This window comes from Stenotrophomonas sp. SMYL89, from assembly GCF_036319985.1.
In the GTDB taxonomy this organism is placed as follows: domain Bacteria; phylum Pseudomonadota; class Gammaproteobacteria; order Xanthomonadales; family Xanthomonadaceae; genus Stenotrophomonas; species Stenotrophomonas maltophilia_Q.
Map to the genome: position 1 here is coordinate 24,864 of NZ_JAWIRW010000022.1, position 20,950 is coordinate 45,813.

The 20,950-nt window shown below is 67.6% G+C and carries 19 protein-coding genes; 11 read left to right on the top strand and 8 right to left on the bottom strand.

Annotated features, from left to right (window positions below; genetic code table 11):
• The first annotated feature begins 2 nt into the window (after positions 1–2).
• The 5 genes from V3B41_RS18545 (at position 3) to V3B41_RS18565 (ending at position 3,319) form a co-directional block, all read left to right on the top strand.
• On the top strand, positions 3–404 hold the full coding sequence (locus tag V3B41_RS18545; RefSeq protein ID WP_100443539.1) for a VOC family protein: 402 nt from the start codon (positions 3–5) through the stop codon (positions 402–404).
• A complete protein-coding gene (locus tag V3B41_RS18550; RefSeq protein WP_049427504.1) occupies positions 401–1,297 on the top strand; it encodes a hydroxymethylglutaryl-CoA lyase in 897 nt (298 codons plus the stop codon). Before V3B41_RS18545 ends, V3B41_RS18550 begins: the two co-directional genes overlap by 4 nt.
• A gap of 100 nt (positions 1,298–1,397) precedes the next feature.
• Positions 1,398–2,168 carry an SDR family oxidoreductase gene (locus tag V3B41_RS18555; RefSeq protein ID WP_049427502.1) on the top strand — a complete coding sequence of 257 codons (771 nt, stop codon included), beginning with the start codon at positions 1,398–1,400 and terminating at the stop codon, positions 2,166–2,168.
• Positions 2,169–2,217: 49 nt separating this feature from the next.
• The gene (gene yeiP / locus V3B41_RS18560) at positions 2,218–2,784 is read left to right on the top strand and encodes an elongation factor P-like protein YeiP (RefSeq protein WP_005409468.1); all 567 of its coding nucleotides are present in this window, start codon (positions 2,218–2,220) and stop codon (positions 2,782–2,784) included.
• Entirely contained in the window at positions 2,774–3,319 is a 546-nt protein-coding gene (locus V3B41_RS18565) for a hypothetical protein (protein WP_049427499.1), read from the top strand. Before yeiP ends, V3B41_RS18565 begins: the two co-directional genes overlap by 11 nt.
• Positions 3,320–3,407: 88 nt before the next feature.
• On the opposite strand, the gene V3B41_RS18570 is transcribed toward V3B41_RS18565, so the two are convergent.
• From V3B41_RS18570 to V3B41_RS18585, 4 genes are all read right to left on the bottom strand, one after another.
• A complete protein-coding gene (locus tag V3B41_RS18570; RefSeq protein WP_049427498.1) occupies positions 3,408–4,100 on the bottom strand; it encodes an MliC family protein in 693 nt (230 codons plus the stop codon).
• A gap of 83 nt (positions 4,101–4,183) precedes the next feature.
• Entirely contained in the window at positions 4,184–4,576 is a 393-nt protein-coding gene (locus V3B41_RS18575) for a nuclear transport factor 2 family protein (protein ID WP_049427496.1), read from the bottom strand.
• Positions 4,557–7,706, bottom strand: coding sequence for a multidrug efflux RND transporter permease subunit (locus V3B41_RS18580; protein WP_049427494.1), 3,150 nt, complete (start codon positions 7,704–7,706; stop codon positions 4,557–4,559). The genes V3B41_RS18575 and V3B41_RS18580 overlap by 20 nt, the downstream gene beginning before the upstream one ends.
• A 36-nt stretch (positions 7,707–7,742) precedes the next feature.
• Entirely contained in the window at positions 7,743–8,888 is a 1,146-nt protein-coding gene (locus V3B41_RS18585) for an efflux RND transporter periplasmic adaptor subunit (protein WP_100443540.1), read from the bottom strand.
• A gap of 129 nt (positions 8,889–9,017) precedes the next feature.
• Between V3B41_RS18585 and V3B41_RS18590 the strand changes: the two genes are divergently transcribed.
• Both V3B41_RS18590 and V3B41_RS18595 read left to right on the top strand, forming a co-directional pair.
• Entirely contained in the window at positions 9,018–9,734 is a 717-nt protein-coding gene (locus V3B41_RS18590) for a response regulator (RefSeq protein ID WP_180848859.1), read from the top strand.
• On the top strand, positions 9,734–10,810 hold the full coding sequence (locus V3B41_RS18595; protein ID WP_049429054.1) for an ATP-binding protein: 1,077 nt from the start codon (positions 9,734–9,736) through the stop codon (positions 10,808–10,810). The genes V3B41_RS18590 and V3B41_RS18595 overlap by 1 nt, the downstream gene beginning before the upstream one ends.
• Here the strand turns inward: V3B41_RS18595 and V3B41_RS18600 are convergent.
• From V3B41_RS18600 to V3B41_RS18610, 3 genes are all read right to left on the bottom strand, one after another.
• Positions 10,788–12,548 carry a DUF4105 domain-containing protein gene (locus tag V3B41_RS18600; RefSeq protein ID WP_100443542.1) on the bottom strand — a complete coding sequence of 587 codons (1,761 nt, stop codon included), beginning with the start codon at positions 12,546–12,548 and terminating at the stop codon, positions 10,788–10,790. The genes V3B41_RS18595 and V3B41_RS18600 overlap by 23 nt on opposite strands.
• Before the next feature lie 145 nt (positions 12,549–12,693).
• A complete protein-coding gene (locus V3B41_RS18605) occupies positions 12,694–12,993 on the bottom strand; it encodes a DUF2388 domain-containing protein (protein WP_005413193.1) in 300 nt (99 codons plus the stop codon).
• A 62-nt stretch (positions 12,994–13,055) separates the two neighbouring features.
• Complete coding sequence (locus V3B41_RS18610) at positions 13,056–14,444, bottom strand: FAD-binding oxidoreductase (RefSeq protein WP_049429053.1); 1,389 nt, start codon at positions 14,442–14,444, stop codon at positions 13,056–13,058.
• A gap of 169 nt (positions 14,445–14,613) precedes the next feature.
• Here V3B41_RS18610 and serA point away from each other — a divergent pair, with 169 nt between their 5' ends.
• Positions 14,614–15,855, top strand: coding sequence for a phosphoglycerate dehydrogenase (serA, locus tag V3B41_RS18615; RefSeq protein ID WP_014037034.1), 1,242 nt, complete (start codon positions 14,614–14,616; stop codon positions 15,853–15,855).
• A gap of 94 nt (positions 15,856–15,949) precedes the next feature.
• On the opposite strand, the gene V3B41_RS18620 is transcribed toward serA, so the two are convergent.
• A complete protein-coding gene (locus tag V3B41_RS18620) occupies positions 15,950–16,564 on the bottom strand; it encodes an NUDIX hydrolase (RefSeq protein WP_080355001.1) in 615 nt (204 codons plus the stop codon).
• 133 nt (positions 16,565–16,697) lie between these two features.
• On the opposite strand from V3B41_RS18620, the gene V3B41_RS18625 reads away from it, so the two are divergent.
• The 3 genes from V3B41_RS18625 to V3B41_RS18635 all read left to right on the top strand — a co-directional run bounded on the left by V3B41_RS18625 (position 16,698) and on the right by V3B41_RS18635 (position 20,906).
• Entirely contained in the window at positions 16,698–18,173 is a 1,476-nt protein-coding gene (locus tag V3B41_RS18625) for an amino acid permease (protein WP_100443543.1), read from the top strand.
• An 82-nt stretch (positions 18,174–18,255) separates the two neighbouring features.
• Positions 18,256–19,683: an amino acid permease gene (locus tag V3B41_RS18630; protein ID WP_049429050.1), complete on the top strand. Its 1,428-nt coding sequence runs from the start codon at positions 18,256–18,258 to the stop codon at positions 19,681–19,683.
• Positions 19,684–20,264: 581 nt separating this feature from the next.
• Positions 20,265–20,906 carry a methylthioribulose 1-phosphate dehydratase gene (locus V3B41_RS18635; RefSeq protein WP_049426740.1) on the top strand — a complete coding sequence of 214 codons (642 nt, stop codon included), beginning with the start codon at positions 20,265–20,267 and terminating at the stop codon, positions 20,904–20,906.
• Positions 20,907–20,950 lie beyond the last annotated feature (44 nt).

Sequence of the window (20,950 nt, forward strand, 5' to 3'; positions counted from 1 at the left end):
ACATGCTCGATCATCTTGGTTTGACCAGCGCCGACCTGGCGCGCAGCAAGACCTTCTTCCTGCAGGCCCTGGCACCGTTGCAGATCGGCGTGGTGATGGAAGTGACCGCCGAACAGACCGGCGCGCACGACCACATCGGCTTCGGCAGCGACGGCAAGCCGTTCTTCTGGCTGGGCAATGGCGGCACCGCCAGCCATGGCGTGCACGTGGCCTTCGCCTGCGCCAGCCGCGACCAGGTGGACGCCTTCCATGCCGCCGCCCTCGCCGCCGGCGGCCGCGACAACGGCGCGCCTGGCCTGCGCCCGTGGTACCACCCCGACTACTACGGCGCCTTCGTGCTCGACCCGGACGGCAACAACATCGAGGCGGTCTGCGATCGCCCCGTCAGCGAGGTGGCCGCATGAGCGACTACGTCCGCATTGTCGAGGTCGGCCCGCGTGACGGCCTGCAGAACGAAAAGCAGTCGGTGTCCACCGCTGACAAGATCGAACTGATCAACCGCCTGTCGGCCACCGGCCTGCGCAGCATCGAGGCGACCAGCTTTGTCAGCCCGAAGTGGATCCCGCAGCTGGCCGACGCCGCCGAGGTCTACGCCGGCATCCAGCGCCGGCCCGGCATCCACTACCCGGTGCTGGTACCGAACGAACAGGGCTACGACCGCGCCCGTGCGGTGGGCGTGGAGGAAGTGGCGGTGTTCACCGCCGCCTCCGAGGCGTTCAACCGCACCAACACCAATGCCGGCATCGATGAATCGCTGGCACGCTTCGAACCGATCCTGCGCCGCGCCGCCGCCGATGGCGTGCGCGTGCGCGGCTACGTCTCGACCGTGCTCGGCTGCCCCTACCAGGGCGAAGTGCCGCTGGCCGACGTGGTGCGTGTTGCACGCGCCCTGCACCAGATGGGCTGTTACGAAATCTCGCTGGGCGACACCATCGGCGTCGGCACCCCGCGCAAGGCACGGGCGATGCTGCAGGCGGTAGCGGCCGAGATTCCGATGACGGCATTGGCCGTGCACTTCCACGACACCTACGGCCAGGCCATCGCCAACATCGCCACCTGCCTGGAAGAAGGCGTGCGCGTGGTCGACAGCGCGGTATCGGGCGCCGGCGGCTGCCCGTATGCGAAGGGTGCCAGCGGCAACGTCGCCAGCGAGGACGTGGTCTATCTCCTGCAGGGCCTGGGCCTGGAGAGCGGCGTGGACCTGCCGGCCCTGGCCGAGACCGGGCGCTGGCTGGCCGGCCTGCTTGGCCGCGCCACTGCCAGCCGCACCGGCCAGGCGCTGGCCGCCGCCGGTTGATGGTGGCACTGCGCCGTCCTTGCCGGGCGGCGCAGTGCACAACGGCGACGGTCGCGGCTTCCGTTAGAATCGGCGGTTCTCGAACCTGCAGGACCGTTCAATGCAGCTGTCTTCCGTACGTGCCGTGATCACTGGCGGCGTCTCCGGCCTCGGCCTGGCCGTGGCCCAGCACCTCGTCGCCCAGGGCGGCAAGGTGGCCCTGTTCGACCTCAACGATGACAAGGGCGCTGCCGCCGTTGCCGGACTGGGCGCCGAAAAGGCCCGCTACTTCAACGTCAACGTCAGCGATGAGGCGGCGGTGACCGCGGCCATCGACCAGGCCCACGATTTCCTCGGCGGCCTCAACGTGGCGATGAACTGTGCCGGCATCCTCGGCGCCGGTCGCGTGCTGGGCAAAGAAGGCCCGATGCCGCTGGCCGGTTTCCAGGGCACGGTGATGGTCAACCTGGTCGGCAGCTTCAACGTCGCCAAGGCCGCGGCCAACCGCATGCAGCACAACGAAGCCGGCACCGACGGCGAGCGCGGGGTGATCATCAACACCGCCAGCATCGCCGCCTACGAAGGCCAGATCGGCCAGGCCGCGTATGCCGCCAGCAAGGGCGGCGTGGTCTCGATGACGCTGCCGATGGCGCGCGAACTGTCGCGCTTCGGCATCCGCGTCAATACGATTGCGCCCGGCGTGTTCTGGACGCCGATGGTCGACGGCATGCCCGAGGCCGTGCAGCAGTCGCTGGCCGCCTCGATCCCCTTCCCGTCGCGCCTGGGCAAGCCGGAAGACTTCGCCAGCCTGGTCGGCTTCATCCTCGGCAACACCTACCTCAACGGCGAGACCATCCGCCTGGACGGCGCTACCCGCCTCGCTCCGAAGTGATTCCCCCCGGGCGCCGGGACGGCGCCCTCCCCCAACGACCTAGATCACCATGAAAGCCAACGACATCAAGAAGGGCAACGTCGTCGAGTACAACAACGGCGTGTACCAGATCCGCGACATCGAGCGCAGCTCGCCGCAGGGTCGCGGCGGCAACGTCCGCTTCCGCTTCATCATGTACAGCGTGCCGGGCGGCAACAAGCTCGACGCCAGCTTCGATGCCGACGACAACCTGGTCGAGGTCGAACTGCTGCGCCGCCAGTCCACCTATTCGTACAAGGATGGCGATGCGTTCGTGTTCCTCGATGACGAGGACTACACCCCCTACACCCTGGACGCGGACGTGATCGGCGACGACGCCGGCTACATCACCGACGGCCTGACCGGCATCTACGTGCAGGTCATCGACGAGCAGCCGGTGGCGATCCAGCTGCCGGCCTCGGTGGTGCTGGAAGTGATCGAGACCCCGCCGGAACTGAAGGGCGGCACCGCCACCAAGCGCCCGAAGCCGGCCAAGCTCAACACCGGCATCGAGATCATGGTGCCGGAATACATCGTCAACGGCGAACGCGTGCTGGTGAACACCGCCACCGGCGAATTCGCTGGCCGTGCCGACTAAGCGCCTGGCGCTGATCGCCTGCCTGTCCCTGCTTGCGGCGTGTTCGCCGCAGGCAGCGGACAGCGCTGCCGATGCCGCCCCGGGCAGCACGCAGGTCGAACCGGCCGTGACGGCCGCGGCGGCGGCGGAGGCACCGGCCGCCGTGGAGGCCACCACCGAAGCGGAGCCATCGACCGGTCTGCCCTCGGGCGACGATGCGCTGGACAAGGCACGTGCGGCAGCCGGCTGTCCGGTCCCTGAGGATGTGTATGACGTCGAGGACGTGCGCATCTACTGCACGATGCCGGCCGATGTGCAGGCCTTCCTCGCACGCGAGAACACCTGCCAGCATTTCGCCGGCGAAGAGCCGTACGACGACGAGCGTCGCCGCGAACTGGAAGAGGCCAGCGCGAAGTACTGCGAGGGCCGCGAGAAGATCTTCACTGATCTGGTCGCGCGTCATCGCGGTGACTGTGCGATCCGTGATGCGCTGATCGCGATCAACGGCCGCTACGATCTGGTGTTCGAGCTGGACCTGAAGACCTGCGAGGGCTGACCCGCAATGTTGATGTAGAGCCGAGCCCATGCTCGGCTGCGTTGCGCTCTGCACTGCAGTCGAGCGTGGGCCCGGCTCTACAGAGGGCTTACGGCTGCTTCGCGCCGAAATTGCCACAGCCGTGGTACTGGCGCGTGCCGACCGTCAGCATCACCTTGGCCTCGAACGCCTCGCCACTCATGTCGTCCTGGCAGGTCGTGCGCTGGAAGCTGAGCTTGACGTCGGTGCCATCGGACGCCTTGCCACTCCAACCGTCAGCACCTTCGGTGGGCTTGGCCACGTCGAAGCGACGCTCGCCATAGTCGACTTCCACCTGCAGGCCCGGCGCGTCGCCATCAACGACCGCAAGCCAGCCGGGTTCATTGCCGGTGGCACGGAACGCAGCGTTGCCGGCACTGCCATCGCCTTCGGCAGCCTCCACCGCGTGGCACTCACGATCCGCTTCGCCCTTCAGGCTCAGCAGACCGTCATCGCTGCCCCTGGTCCAGAAGCTGTTGCCCTGGCCATCGCCATATTTGGCGCCGGATGCCGTGCGTTCGGAGGTCATGGCGAAGGTGCGCTCGCCGATCACCACCGTGGCCGCGTCTTCGCCATTGAAGGTCGCACGCACGTTCAGATCACCACACTGGTAGGCGGTCTCGCTGCCACCCGCGGTGCTGGCACCTGGCTGCGGCGTGGGAGGCGGGGTGTCATTGCCGCCAGCGGCGGGTGCCTGGGCCGGCTGGCACGCGGCCAGCGCCAACCCGAGGGAGGCTGCCAACAGACTGGGAACTACACGCATGGCTCGACTCCTTGTCGACACTACTGAGATCATCGACCCTACCACCTGCCGGTGAGCGGGGCCTGAAAGGGGCCTGACCATGCTCACACGGCCAACACCGCCATCGACAGCAGTTGTGCGCCGCTGTCGCCGGAACTGCAGGTCCACACCCGCAGCAGGCGCAGTTTCAGTTCGCGCTCCTGGCCCTGCCCGCGCACTGACAGGCGCACGTCGCTGGACAGCAATGCCAGACGCCCGCACAGCAGCGTTTCCACAGCGCACGTCTGCAGGCTGCCCACCTGCAGTTTCCCAGCCAGCCAGTCGCCCAGCCATGGCAGGTCGAGCATGCGGCCGCCGTGGCCATCCATCATGAACAAGGCCGGCGATACAAGCGTGCTCAATGCATCGTGATCATTTTCCAGCAGCGCTGCGCACAGGCGCTGCTCCAGCGCCATCAACTGTTGCTCGTGCAGATCTTCAACGATGTTCCGTTCCATCCACGATTCCTCCCGGCATCGGCCGGCGCCTGCGCAGGCGCTGCGCGATCCATTGCCGCGCGCCCTGCACCACTACATAGAAGACCGGCACGAAGAACACGGCCAGCACGGTCGCACTGACCATGCCACCGAACACACCAGTTCCGATCGCCCGCTGGGTTTCCTTCGACGCCCCCTGCGCCAGCATCAGCGGCACCACGCCCAACGCGAAAGCCAGCGAGGTCATCACGATCGGCCGCAGGCGCAGCCTGGCCGCCTCCAATGCTGCCTCGACCAGGCCGCGCCCCTGCTGTTGCAGCTGCCGCGCGAACTCGACGATGAGGATCGCGTTCTTCGCAGACAGCCCGATCACGGTGATCATGCCGACCTTGAAGAACACGTCGTTGGGCATGCCGCGCAACAACACCGCGGCGACCGCACCGAGCAGGCCCAGCGGCACCACCAGCATCACCGCCAGCGGAATCGACCAGCTCTCGTACAGCGCCGCCAGTACCAGGAACACCACCAGCATCGACAACACCAGCAGCCATGGCGCCTGCGCCCCCGACTCGCGCTCCTGCAGCGACTGGCTGGTCCACTGCAGGGAGAAGCCGGTTGGCAGCGCTTCGGCCAGCCGCTCCATCTCCGCCATCGCCTGGCCGGTCGACACGCCGGAGGCCGGTGCACCGGACAGGTTCAATGCCGGAAAGCCGAGGTAGCGCTGCAGCTGCAGCGGCGCCTCGGTCCAGTGTGGCGTCACCAGTTCCGACAACGCCACCATGCCACCCTCACTGTTGCGCACGTACAGCTTCAGCACGTCCTCCAGTTCCATCCGGTACGGCGCATCGGCCTGCAGGATCACCTGCTGCAACCGGCCCCTGTTGGGGAAGTCGTTGACGTACTGCGAGCCCATTGCTGCCGACAGCGTGCTGCTGATGTGCTCGAAGCCCACGCCCATCGCCTCGGCCTTGGCCCGGTCGATGTCCAGCCGCACGCTGGTGCCCGCAGGCAGGCCATCGGCGTGCACTTCCGACAGCAGCGGGCTGGCCTCGGCCAGCTTCAGCAGCTGCTGCAACGCCGCGCGCAGTTCCGCCTGGCTCTGCCCGGTACGTGCCTGCAGGGCCAGCGAGAAGCCGGAAGAACGCCCCAGGCTGTCGATCGCCGGCGGCATCACGCTCATCACCTCGCCCTCGGCCAGCGTGGCCATCGCCTTCTGCGCGGCCTCCACCTCACCGGCCGCAGTGGCGCCTGCACGCTCGCCCCAGTCCTTCAGCATGGTGTAGGTCAGCGCCGCGCTCGGGCCGGAGCCTGAGAAGCTGTAGCCGAGGATGGACTGGTTGGAAGCAATGCCCGGGCGCGAGGCCACGTGCCGCTCATAGGCTTCGACCACCGCCAGCGTGCGTTCGGCCGTCGCTTCGGCCGGCAGCTGGATCGATGTCATGAAGTAGCCCTGGTCCTCTTCCGGCAGGAACGCGCCCGGCAGCCAGTGCAGGCCCAGCAGCAGGGCCGCCACCAGGGCAGCGAACACGCCCATCACCCGGCCACTGCGCTGCAGCACCGAGGCCACGCCACGCTGGTAGCGCCCGGTCATCCTCTCGAAGCCACGATTGAACGCGCCGAACAGCCCACCACGACCGTGATGACCATGGGTGCTGGGGCGCAGCAGGGTCGCGCACAACGCCGGCGTCAGGCTCAGTGCCAACAATGCCGAGAACAGGATCGACACCGCCATCGCCACGGTAAACTGACGGTAGATCGCGCCCACCGAACCGCTGGCGAATGCCATCGGAATGAAGACCGCGGTCAGCACCAGGGTGATGCCGATCACCGCGCCGGTCAGCTCACGCATCGCCTTGATGGTGGCCTCGCGGGGTGGCAGACCTTCCTCGGCCATGATGCGCTCCACGCCTTCGACCACCACGATCGCATCGTCAACGATGATGCCGATCGCCAGCACCATGCCGAACATCGTCAGCACGTTGATCGAGAAGCCCAGCGCCAGCATCACTGCAAAGGTGCCCAGCAGCGCGATCGGCGCGACCAGCGCCGGGATCAGCGTGTAACGCCAGTTCTGCAGGAACAGGTACATCACCGCGAACACCAGCAGCATCGCTTCCAGCAGCGTCTGCACCACCTTCTGGATCGAGATCTTCACGAAGGGTGCGGTGTCGAACGGAATGCTCGACTCCACCCCACGCGGCAGGAGCGATGCCAGTTCGGCCATGCGTTCGCGAACTGCAGATGCGGTCCGCACGGCATTCGCGCCGGGGCGTAGCTGCACGCCGGCGGCGGTAGCGGGATGGCCATCCTCGCGGGTGCCCCAGGCATAGCTCTGCGCGCCCAGTTCGACGCGGGCGACATCGCCCAGCAGCACCCGTGAGCCATCGGTCCCGGCGCGCAGCACGATGGCGGCGAACTGTTCCGGCGTGGACAGCTGACCGTCGGCGCTGAGTGGCACGGTGATGCGCTGCCCCGGCACACCGGGCGAATCGCCGATGCGTCCCGGCGAGATCTCCAGGTTCTGCTGCTCGATGGCGTCCGCCACATCGCCCATGGTCAGGCCGTAGCCGGTCAACCGGGTCGGGTCCAGCCACACCCGCATCGCCTGCTCCGCGCCGAACAACTGCACGCGGCCGACGCCATCGATGCGGCGCAGCTCTTCGATGATGTTGCGCGCCATGAAGTCGCCCAGCGCGGCCTCGCTGACGCTGGCATCCGGCGAACGCAGGCCGACCAGCATCAGGAAGCCGGAATCGGCGGCCTCCACGAACAGGCCGTTCTGGCGCACGCTGCGCGGCAGCCGCGGTTCGATCGCCTTGATCCGGTTCTGCACGTCCACCTGTGCCAGTTCCGGATCGGTGCCGGGCTTGAAGGTGGCGGTGATGGAGGCCTCGCCGGAGGTGTCCACCGACGATTCGAAGTAGAGCAGGTGCTTGACGCTGGACAGCTCGCGCTCGATCAGGCCGACCACCGCATCGTTCAGCGTCTGCGGGCTGGCGCCCGGGTAGCTGGCGTAGATGCTGACGCTGGGCGGCGCCACCGCCGGGTAGCGCTCCACCGCCAGGCGCGGGATCGCCAGCACGCCGGCCAGAATGATGAAGATCGCCAGCACCCAGGCGAACACCGGGCGATCGATGAAGAAACGTGCCATGTTGGATTTTCCTGGAGGGACCGGCCCGGGACAGGCTCAGCCCTTGCTGCCGGCCTGCACGGCACCGGCGCCTGCGACCGGCAGCTGCCAGTCGCGCGCATCGACCACTACGCCTTCCTGCAGGCGTTCCTGGCCCTCGACCACCACCTTCTCGCCGGCCTTCAGGCCGGAGCGCACCAGCCACTGGCGATCGACGCTGCCATCGACCTCCAGCGTGCGGATCACCGCCTTGCCGTTGGCGCCGATCACCCAGGCATAGGCCTGGCCGCCGGCGCTGCGCAGCAAGGCCTGCTGCGGCACGGTCAATGCGCTGGCCGGTGCACCGCGCGGCACCTTCGCACGCACGTACATCCCCGGCAGCAGCTGGCGCTGGGGGTTGTCGACCAGGATGCGCAGGATCACGTCTCCGGTGCGCGCGTCGACATTGATACCGGAGAACAGCAGCTGGCCGCGTTCGGACAGTGGCTTGCCCGCTGCACCGATGATGGTTACCGGCAGTTCGCCACCACCGGCACTGCGCTGCAGCGCCTCCAGCTGTGCGGCCGGCTGGCGCACGTCCACGTAGACCTGGTCGATCTGCTGCACCACCGCCATCGGTTCGGCGTCGGCAGCACCGACCAGCGCGCCCTCGGTCACCAGCGCCTGGTCGATGCGGCCGGCAATCGGTGCGCTGACCGTTGCGTAGCGCAGGTCGAGCTGGCGTCGTGCCAGGATCGCGCGCGCCTCGTTCACTGCCGCACGGGCCTGTTCGTACTCGGCACTGGCATCGTCGCGGTGCTGTTGGCTGACCGCCTGCGCGGCCGCCAGCGCATGCAGGCGCTGCGAGTGCACGCGGCTGCGGCCCAGCGCCGCTTCGCTGCGCTGAAGAGCCGCCAGTGCCGAATCCACGTCGGCGCGGAATGCCGCCGGATCGATCTGGAACAGCGCCTGGCCGGCGCTGACTTCCGCGCCCTGGTCAAACAAGCGGCGCTGCACGATGCCACCCACCTGGGCACGGATCTGTGCGGTGCGCACGGCGGACACGCGGCCGGGCAGTTCGTCATCGCGCTGTACCACCTGCGGGCCGACGGTGACCACGCTGACACGCGGCGTGGCTTCCGGCGTGGCTTCGGGGGTGGAGCAGGCCGTCATGGCCAGGGCGAGGGCCGCGATCAACGCGACCGGAGTCCTGAAGGTTCTCATTGCTGTGCACAATGCCGCGCAGGCGGCTGATAGGTTCTGAAGCGTGCAGTCTGCGGGGTGATGATGGGGTTTCGATGGAGGAACTGTGGAGATACGATGGAGGCAAGCACCTTAAGGCCCCGCCCCTGCATGCATGCCTCCCCTGCCCTCGCCGCCCTCGTCCTGATCGTCGAGGATGAGGCCGAGATCGCCGATATTCTTACCGCCTACCTGGAACGCGAAGGACTGCGCACCCTGCGTGCCGCCGATGGCCACAGCGCACTGGACCTGCACCGCAGCGCCCGCCCGGACCTGGTCCTGCTCGACGTACAGCTGCCGCGACTGGATGGCTGGAGCGTGCTGACCCAGCTGCGCCAGCGCGGCGAAACGCCGGTGATCATGCTGACCGCGCTGGACCAGGACCTGGACAAGCTGACCGCGCTGCGCATGGGCGCCGACGACTATGTGGTCAAGCCATTCAATCCGGCCGAAGTTGCCGCGCGCGTGCGTGCGGTACTTCGGCGTACGCTGCGTGCCTCACGCGTGGACACGCCGACGGCGCTGCGCGCGGGCCCATTGCTGATCGACTCGGCCACCCACGCCGTGCACGTCGAAGGCGATGGCTACAGCCATGAAGTACTGCTCACCCTTACCGAGTTCAAGCTGCTGCACTGCATGGCGCTGGCGCCGACCCGCATCTTCAGCCGCAGCGAACTGATGCACGAATGCCTGCCGGAAAGCGAGGCACTGGAACGCACCGTCGACAGCCATGTCAGCAAGCTTCGCCGCAAGCTGGATGAAGTCGGCATGGTCAACGTACCGGCCAGCGTGCGGGGTGTCGGCTACCGGTTGATGGCCGACCGCTGATGGGCCGCCTGCGCCGATCCGGGCTCAGCCGGCACATCATCGTCTCGATGTCGCTGATGGTCATCGGCGTGATCGTGATGATGATCCTGTCGTCATGGTTGCTGTATGCGGTGCTGGTCGAGTTTTTCCCCGGCAGCACCGAGGAACCGGAAGGATGGCTGCCGACCGGGCCGGAGCTGGCGTGGATGGTCGGCGTGATCCTGACCGGCCTGGCGCTGGCCATCGCCGCCTCGTTCCGACTCGCCCATCGCATCCTGTCACCCCTGAATTCACTGGTGGATAGCGTGCGAGCGCTCGCTGGCGGCGATCTGGGTGCACGTGCCAGCGTCGAAGAGAATTCGCCGGGCGAGGTGGCGACCCTGGTCGAGGATTTCAATGCGATGGCGCGCCGCCTACAGCATATGGAGAGCGAGCGTGCGATGTGGCATGCGGCCATCGCCCATGAACTGCGGACCCCGGTGACGATCCTGCGCGGCCGCCTGCAGGGCCTGGCCGAGGGCGTGTTCCAGCCAGACGAATCGCAGTTCCGCAGCCTGCTCGCGCAGGTCGAGGGCCTGTCGCGTCTGATCGAGGATCTGCGCGTACTCAGTCTGTCCGACAATGCACGGCTGGACGTGCGCCGCGCCCGGACCGACGTGGTGGCCGAAGTGCACTCGGTGATGACCCTGGTCGACCCGCAGTTCCGCGCCGCCGGCTTCGTGCTGGAACTGGAAACCAGCCGTGAAGAACACAACGCGCACTGTGATCCGACCCGCCTGCGCCAGGCCCTGCTGGCGCTGCTGGAGAACGCACGCCGCTACGCCAGCCCGGGCAAGGTGCGGATTGCCGTGCATGACACGCCTGGGCACGTGCAGGTGACAATCGAAGACGAAGGTCCGGGCATCGACCCGGAACTTCACACCGACATCTTCACTCCGTTCATGCGCGCCGATGGCTCGCGCTCGCGCCAGGGCGGCGGCAGCGGGCTTGGCCTGGCGGTGGTCAAGGCCATCGCCGATGCACATGGTGGCCGCGTCTACTGCACGCCCGGCAGCGCCGGCGGCAGCCGCTTCGTCATCGAGCTTCCGCGCCAGTAACCGACGTCGCTGCCTGCTCGCGCAGATGCGCACCGAGTTCGGCCAGGTTGCCATCGATCGCATCCATCTGGTCGCGCTGCCTGGACGGCAACTGCTGGCGCAGCTGCACGCGCAGCGCCTGCCAGGCAGGTACGGCCTGCGCACTGGCAGTGGCCACCGCCTCGGACAGCAGCGCCTGGTCGTCGCTCAGCGGCAACCCATAGCCTCCGTCCTGCAGCAGCGTCCCCGGCCGCAACCACTGCCCGCTCTGCTCCAGCAGGCCGCGCAGGCTGCGGGTTTCCGCACTGTCCGGTGAAGCCAGCAGCTGCCGCTTCAGCACGTCACGCGCGCGCAGCTCGGCACGCCGCTGTGCGGCCTGTTCCAGCAGCAGCAAGCCGGCACTGGCGCGCAGGTCGCCCTTCAGCAGCCACGGTGCGCGTTGCTGTGCAGGCAGCTTCAACCAGGCGCGCACATCACGGACGGGCAAGGCCAGCTGCCCCGCCGCCACTGCGAACAACTGCTGGTAGTGGTCGCGTGCAGAGGCGAAGTAATAGCCCTGTGCCTGCGCTGCGCTGCGGTCGGCCAGCACCTGCTCGTCAAGTACCTGCAATCGCGCCAGGCGGCGCTTCAACCCACGCGGGCTCAGCTGGGCCAGACCGGCCCGCCCAAGGCGCGGCACGCCCGCCTGCAGCAGCTTGGCGGTTTCCACCGCGCAGTTGTTGCTGACGAAGTAATAGCGCCCGTCATAGCTCCAGTGCACCTGCGCAGTGCGCTCGAGCAGGCTGGCGATCTCCTCGCGTCGCAGCTGTAACGGCAGCGATTGCAGGCCACGCAGTTCGACCTTGGTGTATTCGTCCACCACCTGCTGCAGCGGCAACACGAACAGCCGCGAGGGATAGCCGCCAGTCAGTCCGCGCCAGTTGGAAATCTGCACGTCGCCGACGAATGCACGGAACGACAGCACGCGGTGGTACTCCAGGTCCAGGCGGCAGTCCGGCCCCGGTGCGCGGCCGGGTCGGCAGATCACCAGCCGCAGCATGCTGTGGCCCCAGCGGCTCATCGGTTGTGCGCTGCCTTCGGCGAACAGGTAGTCCACGGCATAGACACGCGCGGGGTCGAGCTGCAGCAGCGATGCGGCACCCTCTTCTGAGTCGGACTGGAGCAAGGGCAGCGTCGTAGCGCAGTGCGACTGCGGCAGCGATGGCGGTGTTCCGAAATGGGCCTGGTACCACTGCGCCAGTGCCGGGCGCCGGCAGGCGAATTCGGCATCGAGCACGAAATGCTCGGCGTTCACCGCCAGGTATTCGGCCGGGTCCTTCAGTTCATAGGCATCCGGGCTGCGGTCACGGAAGTCGTTGTCGCCGCGCCCCATATGCCAGGGCTTGCGCTGCCACCCGGCCAGATCGCGCCAACGCGGGCTGCGCGACCATGCCGCGCCGCTTCGATCTGCCACATGGGTCAGTTCGTGCACGAGCGCGCTCCGCCTTGCCCGGCGCGCACCCGGCAGGCCGTCTTCAAGCAGGTCGCGGCGCAGGGCAATGCCGCCAGCAAAGGCGCGGCCGTGCACGTCAGCCGGCAGGTCGTCGCTCCAGCGCACCTGCACGCGTGCCGGCAACGCGCGCAGCAGGCCATCGGGCAGCAATGACTGCACGTCGGCCAGGGTCTGGCTGGCGAGCTGCTGCTGCGCCGGATCGAGACCTGAGGGATCGAGCTGAAGGCGATCGGCTGCGTGCGCGGAAGGGATGAGCAGCCACGCCAATGCGGCGATCCACCCGCACCGCCCGCTGTGCCTCTGTAGAGCCGAGCCATGCTCGGCTGAATGCCCGGCGCATGCGGATCGCAACAGCAGCCGAGCTTGGCTCGGCGCTACAGAAAGCGATGACGCCGAGGCCATGCTGCCTGGATCACCGCGCCAGCAGCGCGCGGGCCAGTTCCAGATCGCTCTGCTGCTGTGCGGCGGCGCTCTGCTCACGCAGGTGGACCAGCGCGGCCTGCAGGCGCGCACCCCGGATCTGGCCGTCGCTGGCAACGAATGCGGCGGCATCATCACGTGCAGCCTGCACCACCTTGTCATCGCCCGAACTGCTGGCCGAAGAGCCCGACGATGCGCCGGTGGCGGAACCGGCCGAGGTGCCGGCGAAGCTGGAAGCGAAGCCGGCCAGCGGCAGGGACAGCAGGGCAAGCAGCAGAAGCGGACGGGTCATCGGTGCGGAGCCGGTTGTGAAGGTGCGTGGAGCGTAACGGGTACGTGAAGGATTTTGCCGGCTCAGAGGTCGAAGAGCTTGCCGGGATTCAGCCGCGCTTGGGGATCGAACGCGCGTTTGACCGCCTTCATCAGGGCGATCTCGGCCGGGCCACGGGTGCTGTCCAGGTACCCCTTCTTGACCAGGCCGATGCCGTGTTCGGCCGAAATGCTGCCGTCGAAGCGGGCCAGCACCTGCGCCAGCAGCTTGGTCACCTGCTCGCACTGCGCCACGAAATCGGCGTCGCTGGTGTCATCGGGCTTGAGCACGTTGATGTGCAGGTTGCCGTCGCCGATATGGCCGAACCAGACCACGTCGAAGTGCGGGTAGGCTTCACCGATCAGCGCCTGGGTCTCGGCCAGGAACGCCGGCATCGACGAGATCCGCACAGAGACATCATTCTTGTAGGGCTTGTAGCGCGCCAGCGACTCAGTGATGCCTTCGCGCAGACGCCACAGCTGGGCCGCCTGGGCGTCGCTGGCGCTGATCACGCCGTCGCTGACCCAGCCATTGCCCATGCAGTCCTCGAAGGCCGCCATCGCCGCCGCTTCCTGAGCGTCGTCGCCGGCGGCGAACTCGGTGACCACGTAGTACGGATGCACCTCATCGAACGGCGCCTGCGCACCGTGCGCCAGCACATGCTCCAACGCCCGGTCGGTGAAGAACTCGAAGGCCTGCAACTGCAGGCGCGCACGGAACGCGGCGAACACCTGCATCAGCACTTCGAAGCTGGGCAGTGCCAGCAGCATCACGTTGCTTGCAGGCGGCGGATCGGTCAGCTTCACCGTCGCCTCGACAATCACGCCCAAGGTGCCCTCCGAGCCGATCAGCAGCTGGCGGAAGTCGTAGCCGCTGGAGTTCTTGATCAGGCCCTTGTTGAGCTCGAGCAGTTCGCCACCGGCAGTGACCACCTTCAGCCCTGCGATCCACTCGCGGGTATTGCCGTAGCGGATCACGCGGATGCCGCCGGCATTCGTAGCGATGTTGCCGCCGATCGTGCAGGAACCACGCGCGGCGAAATCCACCGGGTAGATCAGGCCATGGTCCAGCGCGGCATTGTGCACGGCTTCCAGCGGCATGCCGGCCTGCACCACCAGCGTGCGATCGACCGCATCGTAGGCCAGTGCCTTGTTCATCCGTTCCAGGCTGAGCACCAGCTCGCCGTTGGCCGCCACTGCGCCACCGGACAGGCCGGTGCGGCCGCCGGACGGCACCACCGCCACGTCATTCCCGGCGCTCCAGCGCATCACCGCCTGTACTTCCTCGACCGTGGCCGGCAGCGCGACCGCCAGCGGCGCCGGTGTCCAGCGCCGGGTCCAGTCGCGCCCGTAATGCTCCAGGTCGGCCGGGTCGGTCTTCAGCTTCAGGCCGGGACAGGCCTGCTGCAGCGAGGCAATGCGGGAATCAGTCATGACGGTCCAGCGCGGGGCGTGAAGAACGGGCAAGCGTGCCAGCGGCACGCGCCAGCGTCCAGCCCCGCAGGCAGGCAGATAGCTACCGATGCAACCAATTGCGCACTGCACCATGGGCGTCGCGATCTGGCATAGTGATTGGCCCCTGTCCCACTGGCCGTGTTGCCCCATGTCGCCGAAGAAGACCTCGTTCCCGAAGCAGGATATCCGCGTGCTGTTGCTGGAGGGGGTCAGCCAGACCGCCGTGGAGGTGTTCAGCGCCGCCGGCTACAGCCAGATCGAGGCGCACACCAAGGCGCTGCCCGAGGACGAACTGAAGGCGCGCATCGCCGAGGCGCACATCGTCGGCATCCGTTCGCGCACCCAGCTCAGCGCTGAGGTACTGGCCGAGGCCAAGCGCCTGATCGCGGTGGGCTGCTTCTGCATCGGCACCAACCAGGTCGACCTGGACGCGGCCGAGCTGGCCGGCATCCCGGTGTTCAACGCGCCCTATTCCAATACCCGCAGCGTGGCCGAGCTGGTGATCGCCGAGGCGATCATGCTGACCCGCGGCATTCCGCAGAAGAACGCCGAATGCCATCGCGGCGGCTGGTCGAAGTCGGCCAGCGGCAGCCATGAGGTGCGCGGCAAGACGCTGGGCATCATCGGCTACGGCCACATCGGCACCCAGGTCGGCGTGCTGGCTGAGTCGCTGGGCATGCAGGTGATCTTCCACGACGTGGAAACCAAGCTGGCGCTGGGCAATGCGCGTGCTGCCGCCAGCCTGGACGACCTGCTGGCGCGCGCCGACATCGTGACCCTGCACGTGCCGGAAACCCCTTCCACGCAGTGGATGATCGGCAGCACCGAGCTGGCGAAGATGCGCAAGGGTGCGCACCTGATCAATGCCGCACGCGGCACCGTGGTCGACATCGATGCACTGGACGCGGCGTTGGCCAGCGGCCACGTCGGCGGCGCCGCGCTGGACGTGTTCCCGGTCGAGCCGAAGGGCAACGGCGATATCTTCGAATCGCCGCTGACCCGCCACGACAACGTGATCCTGACCCCGCACGTGGGCGGCAGCACGCTGGAGGCGCAGGACAACATCGGCGTGGAAGTGGCGGCCAAGCTGGTGCGCTACAGCGACAACGGCAGCACCCTGTCGGCGGTCAACTTCCCCGAAGTGACCCTGCCCGAGCACGCCGACAGCCTGCGCCTGCTGCACATCCACCAGAACGTGCCGGGCGTGCTGTCCAAGGTCAACGAGATCTTCTCGCGCCACAACGTCAACATCGACGGTCAGTTCCTGCGCACCGACCCGAAGGTGGGCTACGTGGTCATCGACATCACCGCCAGCGAGGAACAGGCCGCGGCCGTGCGCGACGAACTGGCCGCGATTCCGGGCACGCTGCGTACGCGCATCCTGTATTGACGCGCGTTCCACCTTGCACTTGTAGAGCCGAGCCCATGCTCGGCTGCGCTTCTGGCCGACATTGAGCCGAGCATTGGCTCGGCTCCACATATTGCTAGCGCGCCAACCACCGGCGCGCCATGCGCTGCATCGACTCATCCGATTCCGGGTCTGCGGCGACCTCCGCCACCGGCCGCCAGGCCAGCTCCAGCGACTCCTCGCTGAGCACGAAGGCCTCGCCGCCCAGTGCCCGGATCACGAAACGCACGTCATAGTGCCAGTGTCCCGGCACGTCCTTGCGTTCCGGAATCCAGTGCTTGTCGATGTCGAAGATGGCAGGGTCTTCCAGCACCAGGCCGCTCAGGCCGGACTCCTCCTCGGCCTCCTTCAGCGCGACCTGGGCCAGGTCGCGGTCGCCGTCGGCGTGGCCGCCCAGCTGCAGCCAGCGCTGCAGCTTGCGGTGGTGGGTCAGCAGCAGGCGCTGGCCATCGGCACTGACCAGCCAGCAGCTGGCGGTGAAGTGGCCGGCCAGGCGCTCGCGGCGGAACGGATCTTCCGGATCGTCCAGCAATGTGCCGAATTCGGCAGCCAGTGCGTCGTGGGCCGGTTCGCGGCGGGCATAGTCACGCAGCAGGCCACGCAGGCGATCGTCAAGCACGGCAAGGGTTTCGGCGGTCTGGCTCATGAATGGGCGGCGTTTGGAAAAATACTGCTCATTATCGCCGTTCATTGTTGCGATTGCGCTTGTGCGTTGGCTTCAGCTTTGGCTAAGGTACAGCGGGCCGTTCGCGCGGCCTTCACCATTCCAGGGTTGCCGGCAACGTATCGGCGGCCCACCCAATCCGATCACTAGGAAGTACTGCATGCTGAAAGCTCTGTTGAGGGTCAAGCCGGTTGAACCGGCCGGGCACGTCGATGCCGGCGAACCCATCGAAGGCAGCCTGGATGGCGAAGCCACGCTGAAACGGACCCTCACGGCTAAACACCTCATCCTGCTTGGCGTAGGTGCGGTGATCGGCGCTGGTATCTTCGTGCTGACCGGCCAGGCCGCGGCCAACCATGCCGGCCCGGCGGTCATGCTGTCGTTCGTGATCGCCGGCTTCGCCTGCGCCCTGGCGGGCCTGTGCTACGCCGAGTTCGCGGCGATGATGCCGGTCTCCGGCAGTGCCTACTCCTATTCCTACGCCACCCTGGGCGAGGGCATGGCCTGGTTCATCGGCTGGTGCCTGGTGCTGGAATACCTGTTCGCCTCGGCCTCGGTCGCGGTGGGCTGGTCGGCGTACCTGATCAGCTTCATCACCACCACGCTGCACATGCCGTTCCCGGATGCCCTCAGCGCGGCCCCGATTGCCTGGACCGGCAGCGAGTTCATCGCTTCGGGCAAGCTGTTCAACCTGCCGGCGGTGCTGATCGTGGCGGCGGTGTCCGGCCTGCTGTACGTGGGTGTGACCCAGTCGGCCTTCGTCAACGCGATCATCGTGGCGATCAAGGTCACCGTCATCTGCCTGTTCATCGGTATCGGCGCGGCCCACATCGACCCCGCCAACTGGCAGCCGTTCATCCCGGAAAACACCGGCGTGCCGGGTGAGTTCGGCTGGAGCGGCGTGTTCCGCGCGGCCACCATCGTGTTCTTCGCCTACATCGGCTTCGATGCTGTCTCCACCGCAGCCGGTGAAACCAAGGACCCGCAGCGCAACATGCCGATCGGCCTGCTCGGCTCGCTGGCCGTGTGCACCATCGTCTACATCATCGTCTGTGCGGTGCTGACCGGCATGATGCCCTACCACCTGCTGGGCACCGACAAGCCGGTGGCCACCGCGCTGGAGCCCTACCCGACCCTGTCCTGGCTGAAGACGTTCGTGGAGATCGGTGCCATCGCCGGCCTGTCCTCGGTGGTGCTGGTGATGATGATGGGCCAGACCCGCATCGCCTACACGATCTCCCGCGACGGCCTGCTGCCGAAGTTCTTCGGCAAGGTCCACGCCCGCTTCCGCACCCCGTATGTCGCTACCATCGTGGTCGGCGTGATCGCTGCCGCCCTGGCCGGCCTGGTGCCGCTGAACGTGCTGGGCGAGCTGGTGTCGATGGGCACCCTGCTGGCCTTCGCCACGGTCTGCATCGGCGTGCTGGTACTGCGCTATTCCAAGCCGGAAATCCATCGCCCGTTCCGCGTGCCGATGGTGTGGATCATCTGCCCGCTGGGCGCGGCCACCTGCCTGTTCCTGTTCTGGCAGGCGTTCGTGGTGCACTGGCACCTGTTCGTGGGCTGGACGCTGCTCGGCCTGCTGATCTACCTGGGCTACGGCATCCGCAACAGCAAGCTGGCCAAGTCGCCCTGATCCGCCTACGGGCCGGCCTCGCGCCGGCCCGTCCGTTTTCCCCGCGCGCCAGCCACGGCGCGCTTCGACAAGACCACCACACATGTTCAAGCAACTGTGGGCCACCAAGCACCCGCACGCCGCCCATGAAGACGCCAATGGCCTGAGCCTGCGCCGCCACCTCGGCCCCTGGGGGCTGACCGCCCTCGGCATCGGCGCGGTGATCGGCGGCGGCATCTTCGTCATCACCGGCCAGGCCGCCGCCAACCACGCCGGCCCGGCCATCATGCTGTCCTTCGTGCTGGCCGCCATCTGCTGCGCCTTCTGCGCGCTGGCCTACGCCGAGTTCGCCTCGATGGTGCCGGTTTCCGGCAGCGCCTACACCTACACCTACGCCACCTTCGGCGAGCTCTCGGCCTGGTTCATCGGCTGGATGCTGGTGCTCGAATACGGCGTCTCCGCCTCGGCGGTGGCGGTCAGCTGGACCGGCTACTTCCTCAGCCTGCTCAGCCAGTTCGACATCCATCTGCCCGCCGCGCTGGTCAGCGCGCCACTGGACGCACAGCTGCGCCCCACCGGCGCGATCGCCAACCTGCCCGCCGCGGCACTGGTGATGCTGCTGACCTGGCTGTGCTACGTCGGCATCAGCAAGTCCTCGGCGATGAACATGGCCATGGTCGTGCTCAAGACCGGCTTGATCGTGCTGGTCATCGTTGTCGGCTGGAAGTACGTGGATACCAGCAACTGGACCCCGTTCATCCCGGCCAACGAGGGCCCCGGCAAGTACGGCATGGAAGGCGTGCTGCGCGGCGCGGCGATGGTGTTCTTCGCCTACATCGGCTTCGAGGCAGTGTCGGTGGCGGCGCAGGAATCGAAGAACCCGCAGCGCGACATGCCGATCGGCATGATGCTGTCACTGGTGGTCTGCACCGTGCTGTACATCGCGATGGCCGCGGTGATGACCGGCCTGGTGCCGTTCCAGCTGCTGGGCACCGATGAGCCGGTGGTGACCGCGGTGGCCGCGCATCCGCAGCTGGGTTGGCTGCGCTGGGTGGTCGAGGTCGGCGCGCTGGTCGGCCTGTCCTCGGTGGTGCTGGTGATGATCATCGGCCAGCCGCGCATCTTCATGATCATGGGCCGCGACGGCCTGCTGCCACCGGTGTTCACCAGGATCCATCCGAAGTACCGCACCCCGCACATCAACACCGTGATCACCGGCATCGGCATCGCGCTGCTGGCGGCGCTGTTCCCGCTGGACATCCTCGGCGAACTGACCTCGATGGGCACGCTGATCGCGTTTGCCGCCGTGTGCGCGGGCGTGCTGATCCTGCGCCGCACCCAGCCGGACCTGCCGCGCCCGTTCCGCATGCCGATGGCGTGGCTGATCTGCGGCCTGGGCGTGCTGAGCTGCCTGGCGCTGCTGTCGGCGATGACGATGCACAACTGGATGCTGATGGGCGTGTGGACGTTCGTCGGTTTCGTGATCTATTTCTGCTACGGGTTCAGGCACAGCCGCCTGCGGGGTCAGTGAGGTTTTTTGTTTTGCAGGGCCTGCGGCCCTGCACCCGCGTCTGAAGCCAGAGCAACGGCAAGAGCGGGTGTGTTGGTTTGGCGGGGAGGCATGGGTACGCGGGGGACGCCACGTGCCCATGCCTCCCCACCCCTGACAGTCTCCCGGCGTGTCCGGTAGATCCACGCCATGCGTGGATGAAGCGTTCCCGGAAGCGAATGTATCGGGACGAATCTTCTGTAGAGCCGAGCCATGCTCGGCTGCGAGCAAGCGCAGCGCCGCGACCCGCTTTTCGCTCTTCCTTCTTCACTCCGTGGCCGGCCGCAGCCGGAACCTGTCCGAGGCGGGGCGGGTGGGCCGTGCAGGGGCGTTGGCGCCATGGATGGCGCCATCGAGCTTACAGGGACGTACTTGCAGCGTCCCCGGCACGGCCCACCGGCGCGGGGCCGGCGCCGCCCCCCGCCCCCCCCCCCTCCCCCCCCCCCCCCCCCCCCCCCCCCCCCCCCCCCCCCCCCCCCCCCCCCCCGCCAAACCCATGAACCGCTCTGCACGACCCGCCACGAGGGGCTCAGCCGTTGGCCGAATCCAGTAAAATCACCCGCATGAACGCCCCCACCTTCCCCTACGACACCGCCCGCCTGGGCGAACTGGCCCAGCTGCTGATCGACAACGTCCGCGAGCTGGCCCAGGCCGGCTGGACCCCGGCTACCAGCAGCAACTTCTCCCACCGCCTGGACGACCGCCACGCCGCGATCACCGTCTCCGGCAAGGACAAGGGCCGCCTGATCGAGGACGACATCATGGTGGTGGACTTCGATGGCAAGGCCGTCGGCCGCCCGCTGCGCCCCTCCGCCGAAACCCTGCTGCACACCCAGCTGTACCGCCGCTTCCCGGAAATCGGCTGCGTGCTGCACACCCATTCGCCGGTGCAGACCATCGCCTCGCGCTTGTACGCGCCGCAGGGCCATGTGCACCTGGAAGGCTACGAGCTGCTGAAGGCCTTCGCCGGCAACAGCACCCACGAGATGGCCATCGACGTACCGGTGTTCGCCAACACCCAGGACATGAACGTGCTTTCGCAGCAGGTCGATGATCTGCTCGACCGCCAGAACCTGTGGGGCTACCTGATCGATGGCCACGGGCTGTACGCCTGGGGCCGCGACATGGCCGAAGCGCGCCGTCACCTGGAGGCCTTCGAGTTCCTGTTCCACTGCGAGCTGGAACTGCGCAAGCTGCGCGGCTGAACCCGCGCGCAGGTGCAGATGCCGATCCGGAATCTGCACCCTGC

Bases quoted from the DNA above. Each gene is read 5' to 3' on its own strand.
- V3B41_RS18630 (WP_049429050.1), top strand. From the start codon at position 18,256: ATGTTCAAGCAACTGTGGGCCACCAAGCACCCGCACGCCGCCCATGAA.
- V3B41_RS18570 (WP_049427498.1), bottom strand. From the start codon at position 4,100: ATGCGTGTAGTTCCCAGTCTGTTGGCAGCCTCCCTCGGGTTGGCGCTG.
- V3B41_RS18625 (WP_100443543.1), top strand. From the start codon at position 16,698: ATGCTGAAAGCTCTGTTGAGGGTCAAGCCGGTTGAACCGGCCGGGCAC.
- yeiP (WP_005409468.1), top strand. From the start codon at position 2,218: ATGAAAGCCAACGACATCAAGAAGGGCAACGTCGTCGAGTACAACAAC.
- V3B41_RS18610 (WP_049429053.1), bottom strand. From the start codon at position 14,444: ATGACTGATTCCCGCATTGCCTCGCTGCAGCAGGCCTGTCCCGGCCTG.
- V3B41_RS18580 (WP_049427494.1), bottom strand. From the start codon at position 7,706: ATGGCACGTTTCTTCATCGATCGCCCGGTGTTCGCCTGGGTGCTGGCG.
- V3B41_RS18620 (WP_080355001.1), bottom strand. From the start codon at position 16,564: ATGAACGGCGATAATGAGCAGTATTTTTCCAAACGCCGCCCATTCATG.
- V3B41_RS18595 (WP_049429054.1), top strand. From the start codon at position 9,734: ATGGGCCGCCTGCGCCGATCCGGGCTCAGCCGGCACATCATCGTCTCG.
- V3B41_RS18575 (WP_049427496.1), bottom strand. From the start codon at position 4,576: ATGGAACGGAACATCGTTGAAGATCTGCACGAGCAACAGTTGATGGCG.
- V3B41_RS18545 (WP_100443539.1), top strand. From the start codon at position 3: ATGCTCGATCATCTTGGTTTGACCAGCGCCGACCTGGCGCGCAGCAAG.
- V3B41_RS18585 (WP_100443540.1), bottom strand. From the start codon at position 8,888: ATGAGAACCTTCAGGACTCCGGTCGCGTTGATCGCGGCCCTCGCCCTG.
- V3B41_RS18635 (WP_049426740.1), top strand. From the start codon at position 20,265: ATGAACGCCCCCACCTTCCCCTACGACACCGCCCGCCTGGGCGAACTG.
- V3B41_RS18550 (WP_049427504.1), top strand. From the start codon at position 401: ATGAGCGACTACGTCCGCATTGTCGAGGTCGGCCCGCGTGACGGCCTG.
- V3B41_RS18555 (WP_049427502.1), top strand. From the start codon at position 1,398: ATGCAGCTGTCTTCCGTACGTGCCGTGATCACTGGCGGCGTCTCCGGC.
- V3B41_RS18605 (WP_005413193.1), bottom strand. From the start codon at position 12,993: ATGACCCGTCCGCTTCTGCTGCTTGCCCTGCTGTCCCTGCCGCTGGCC.
- serA (WP_014037034.1), top strand. From the start codon at position 14,614: ATGTCGCCGAAGAAGACCTCGTTCCCGAAGCAGGATATCCGCGTGCTG.
- V3B41_RS18590 (WP_180848859.1), top strand. From the start codon at position 9,018: ATGCATGCCTCCCCTGCCCTCGCCGCCCTCGTCCTGATCGTCGAGGAT.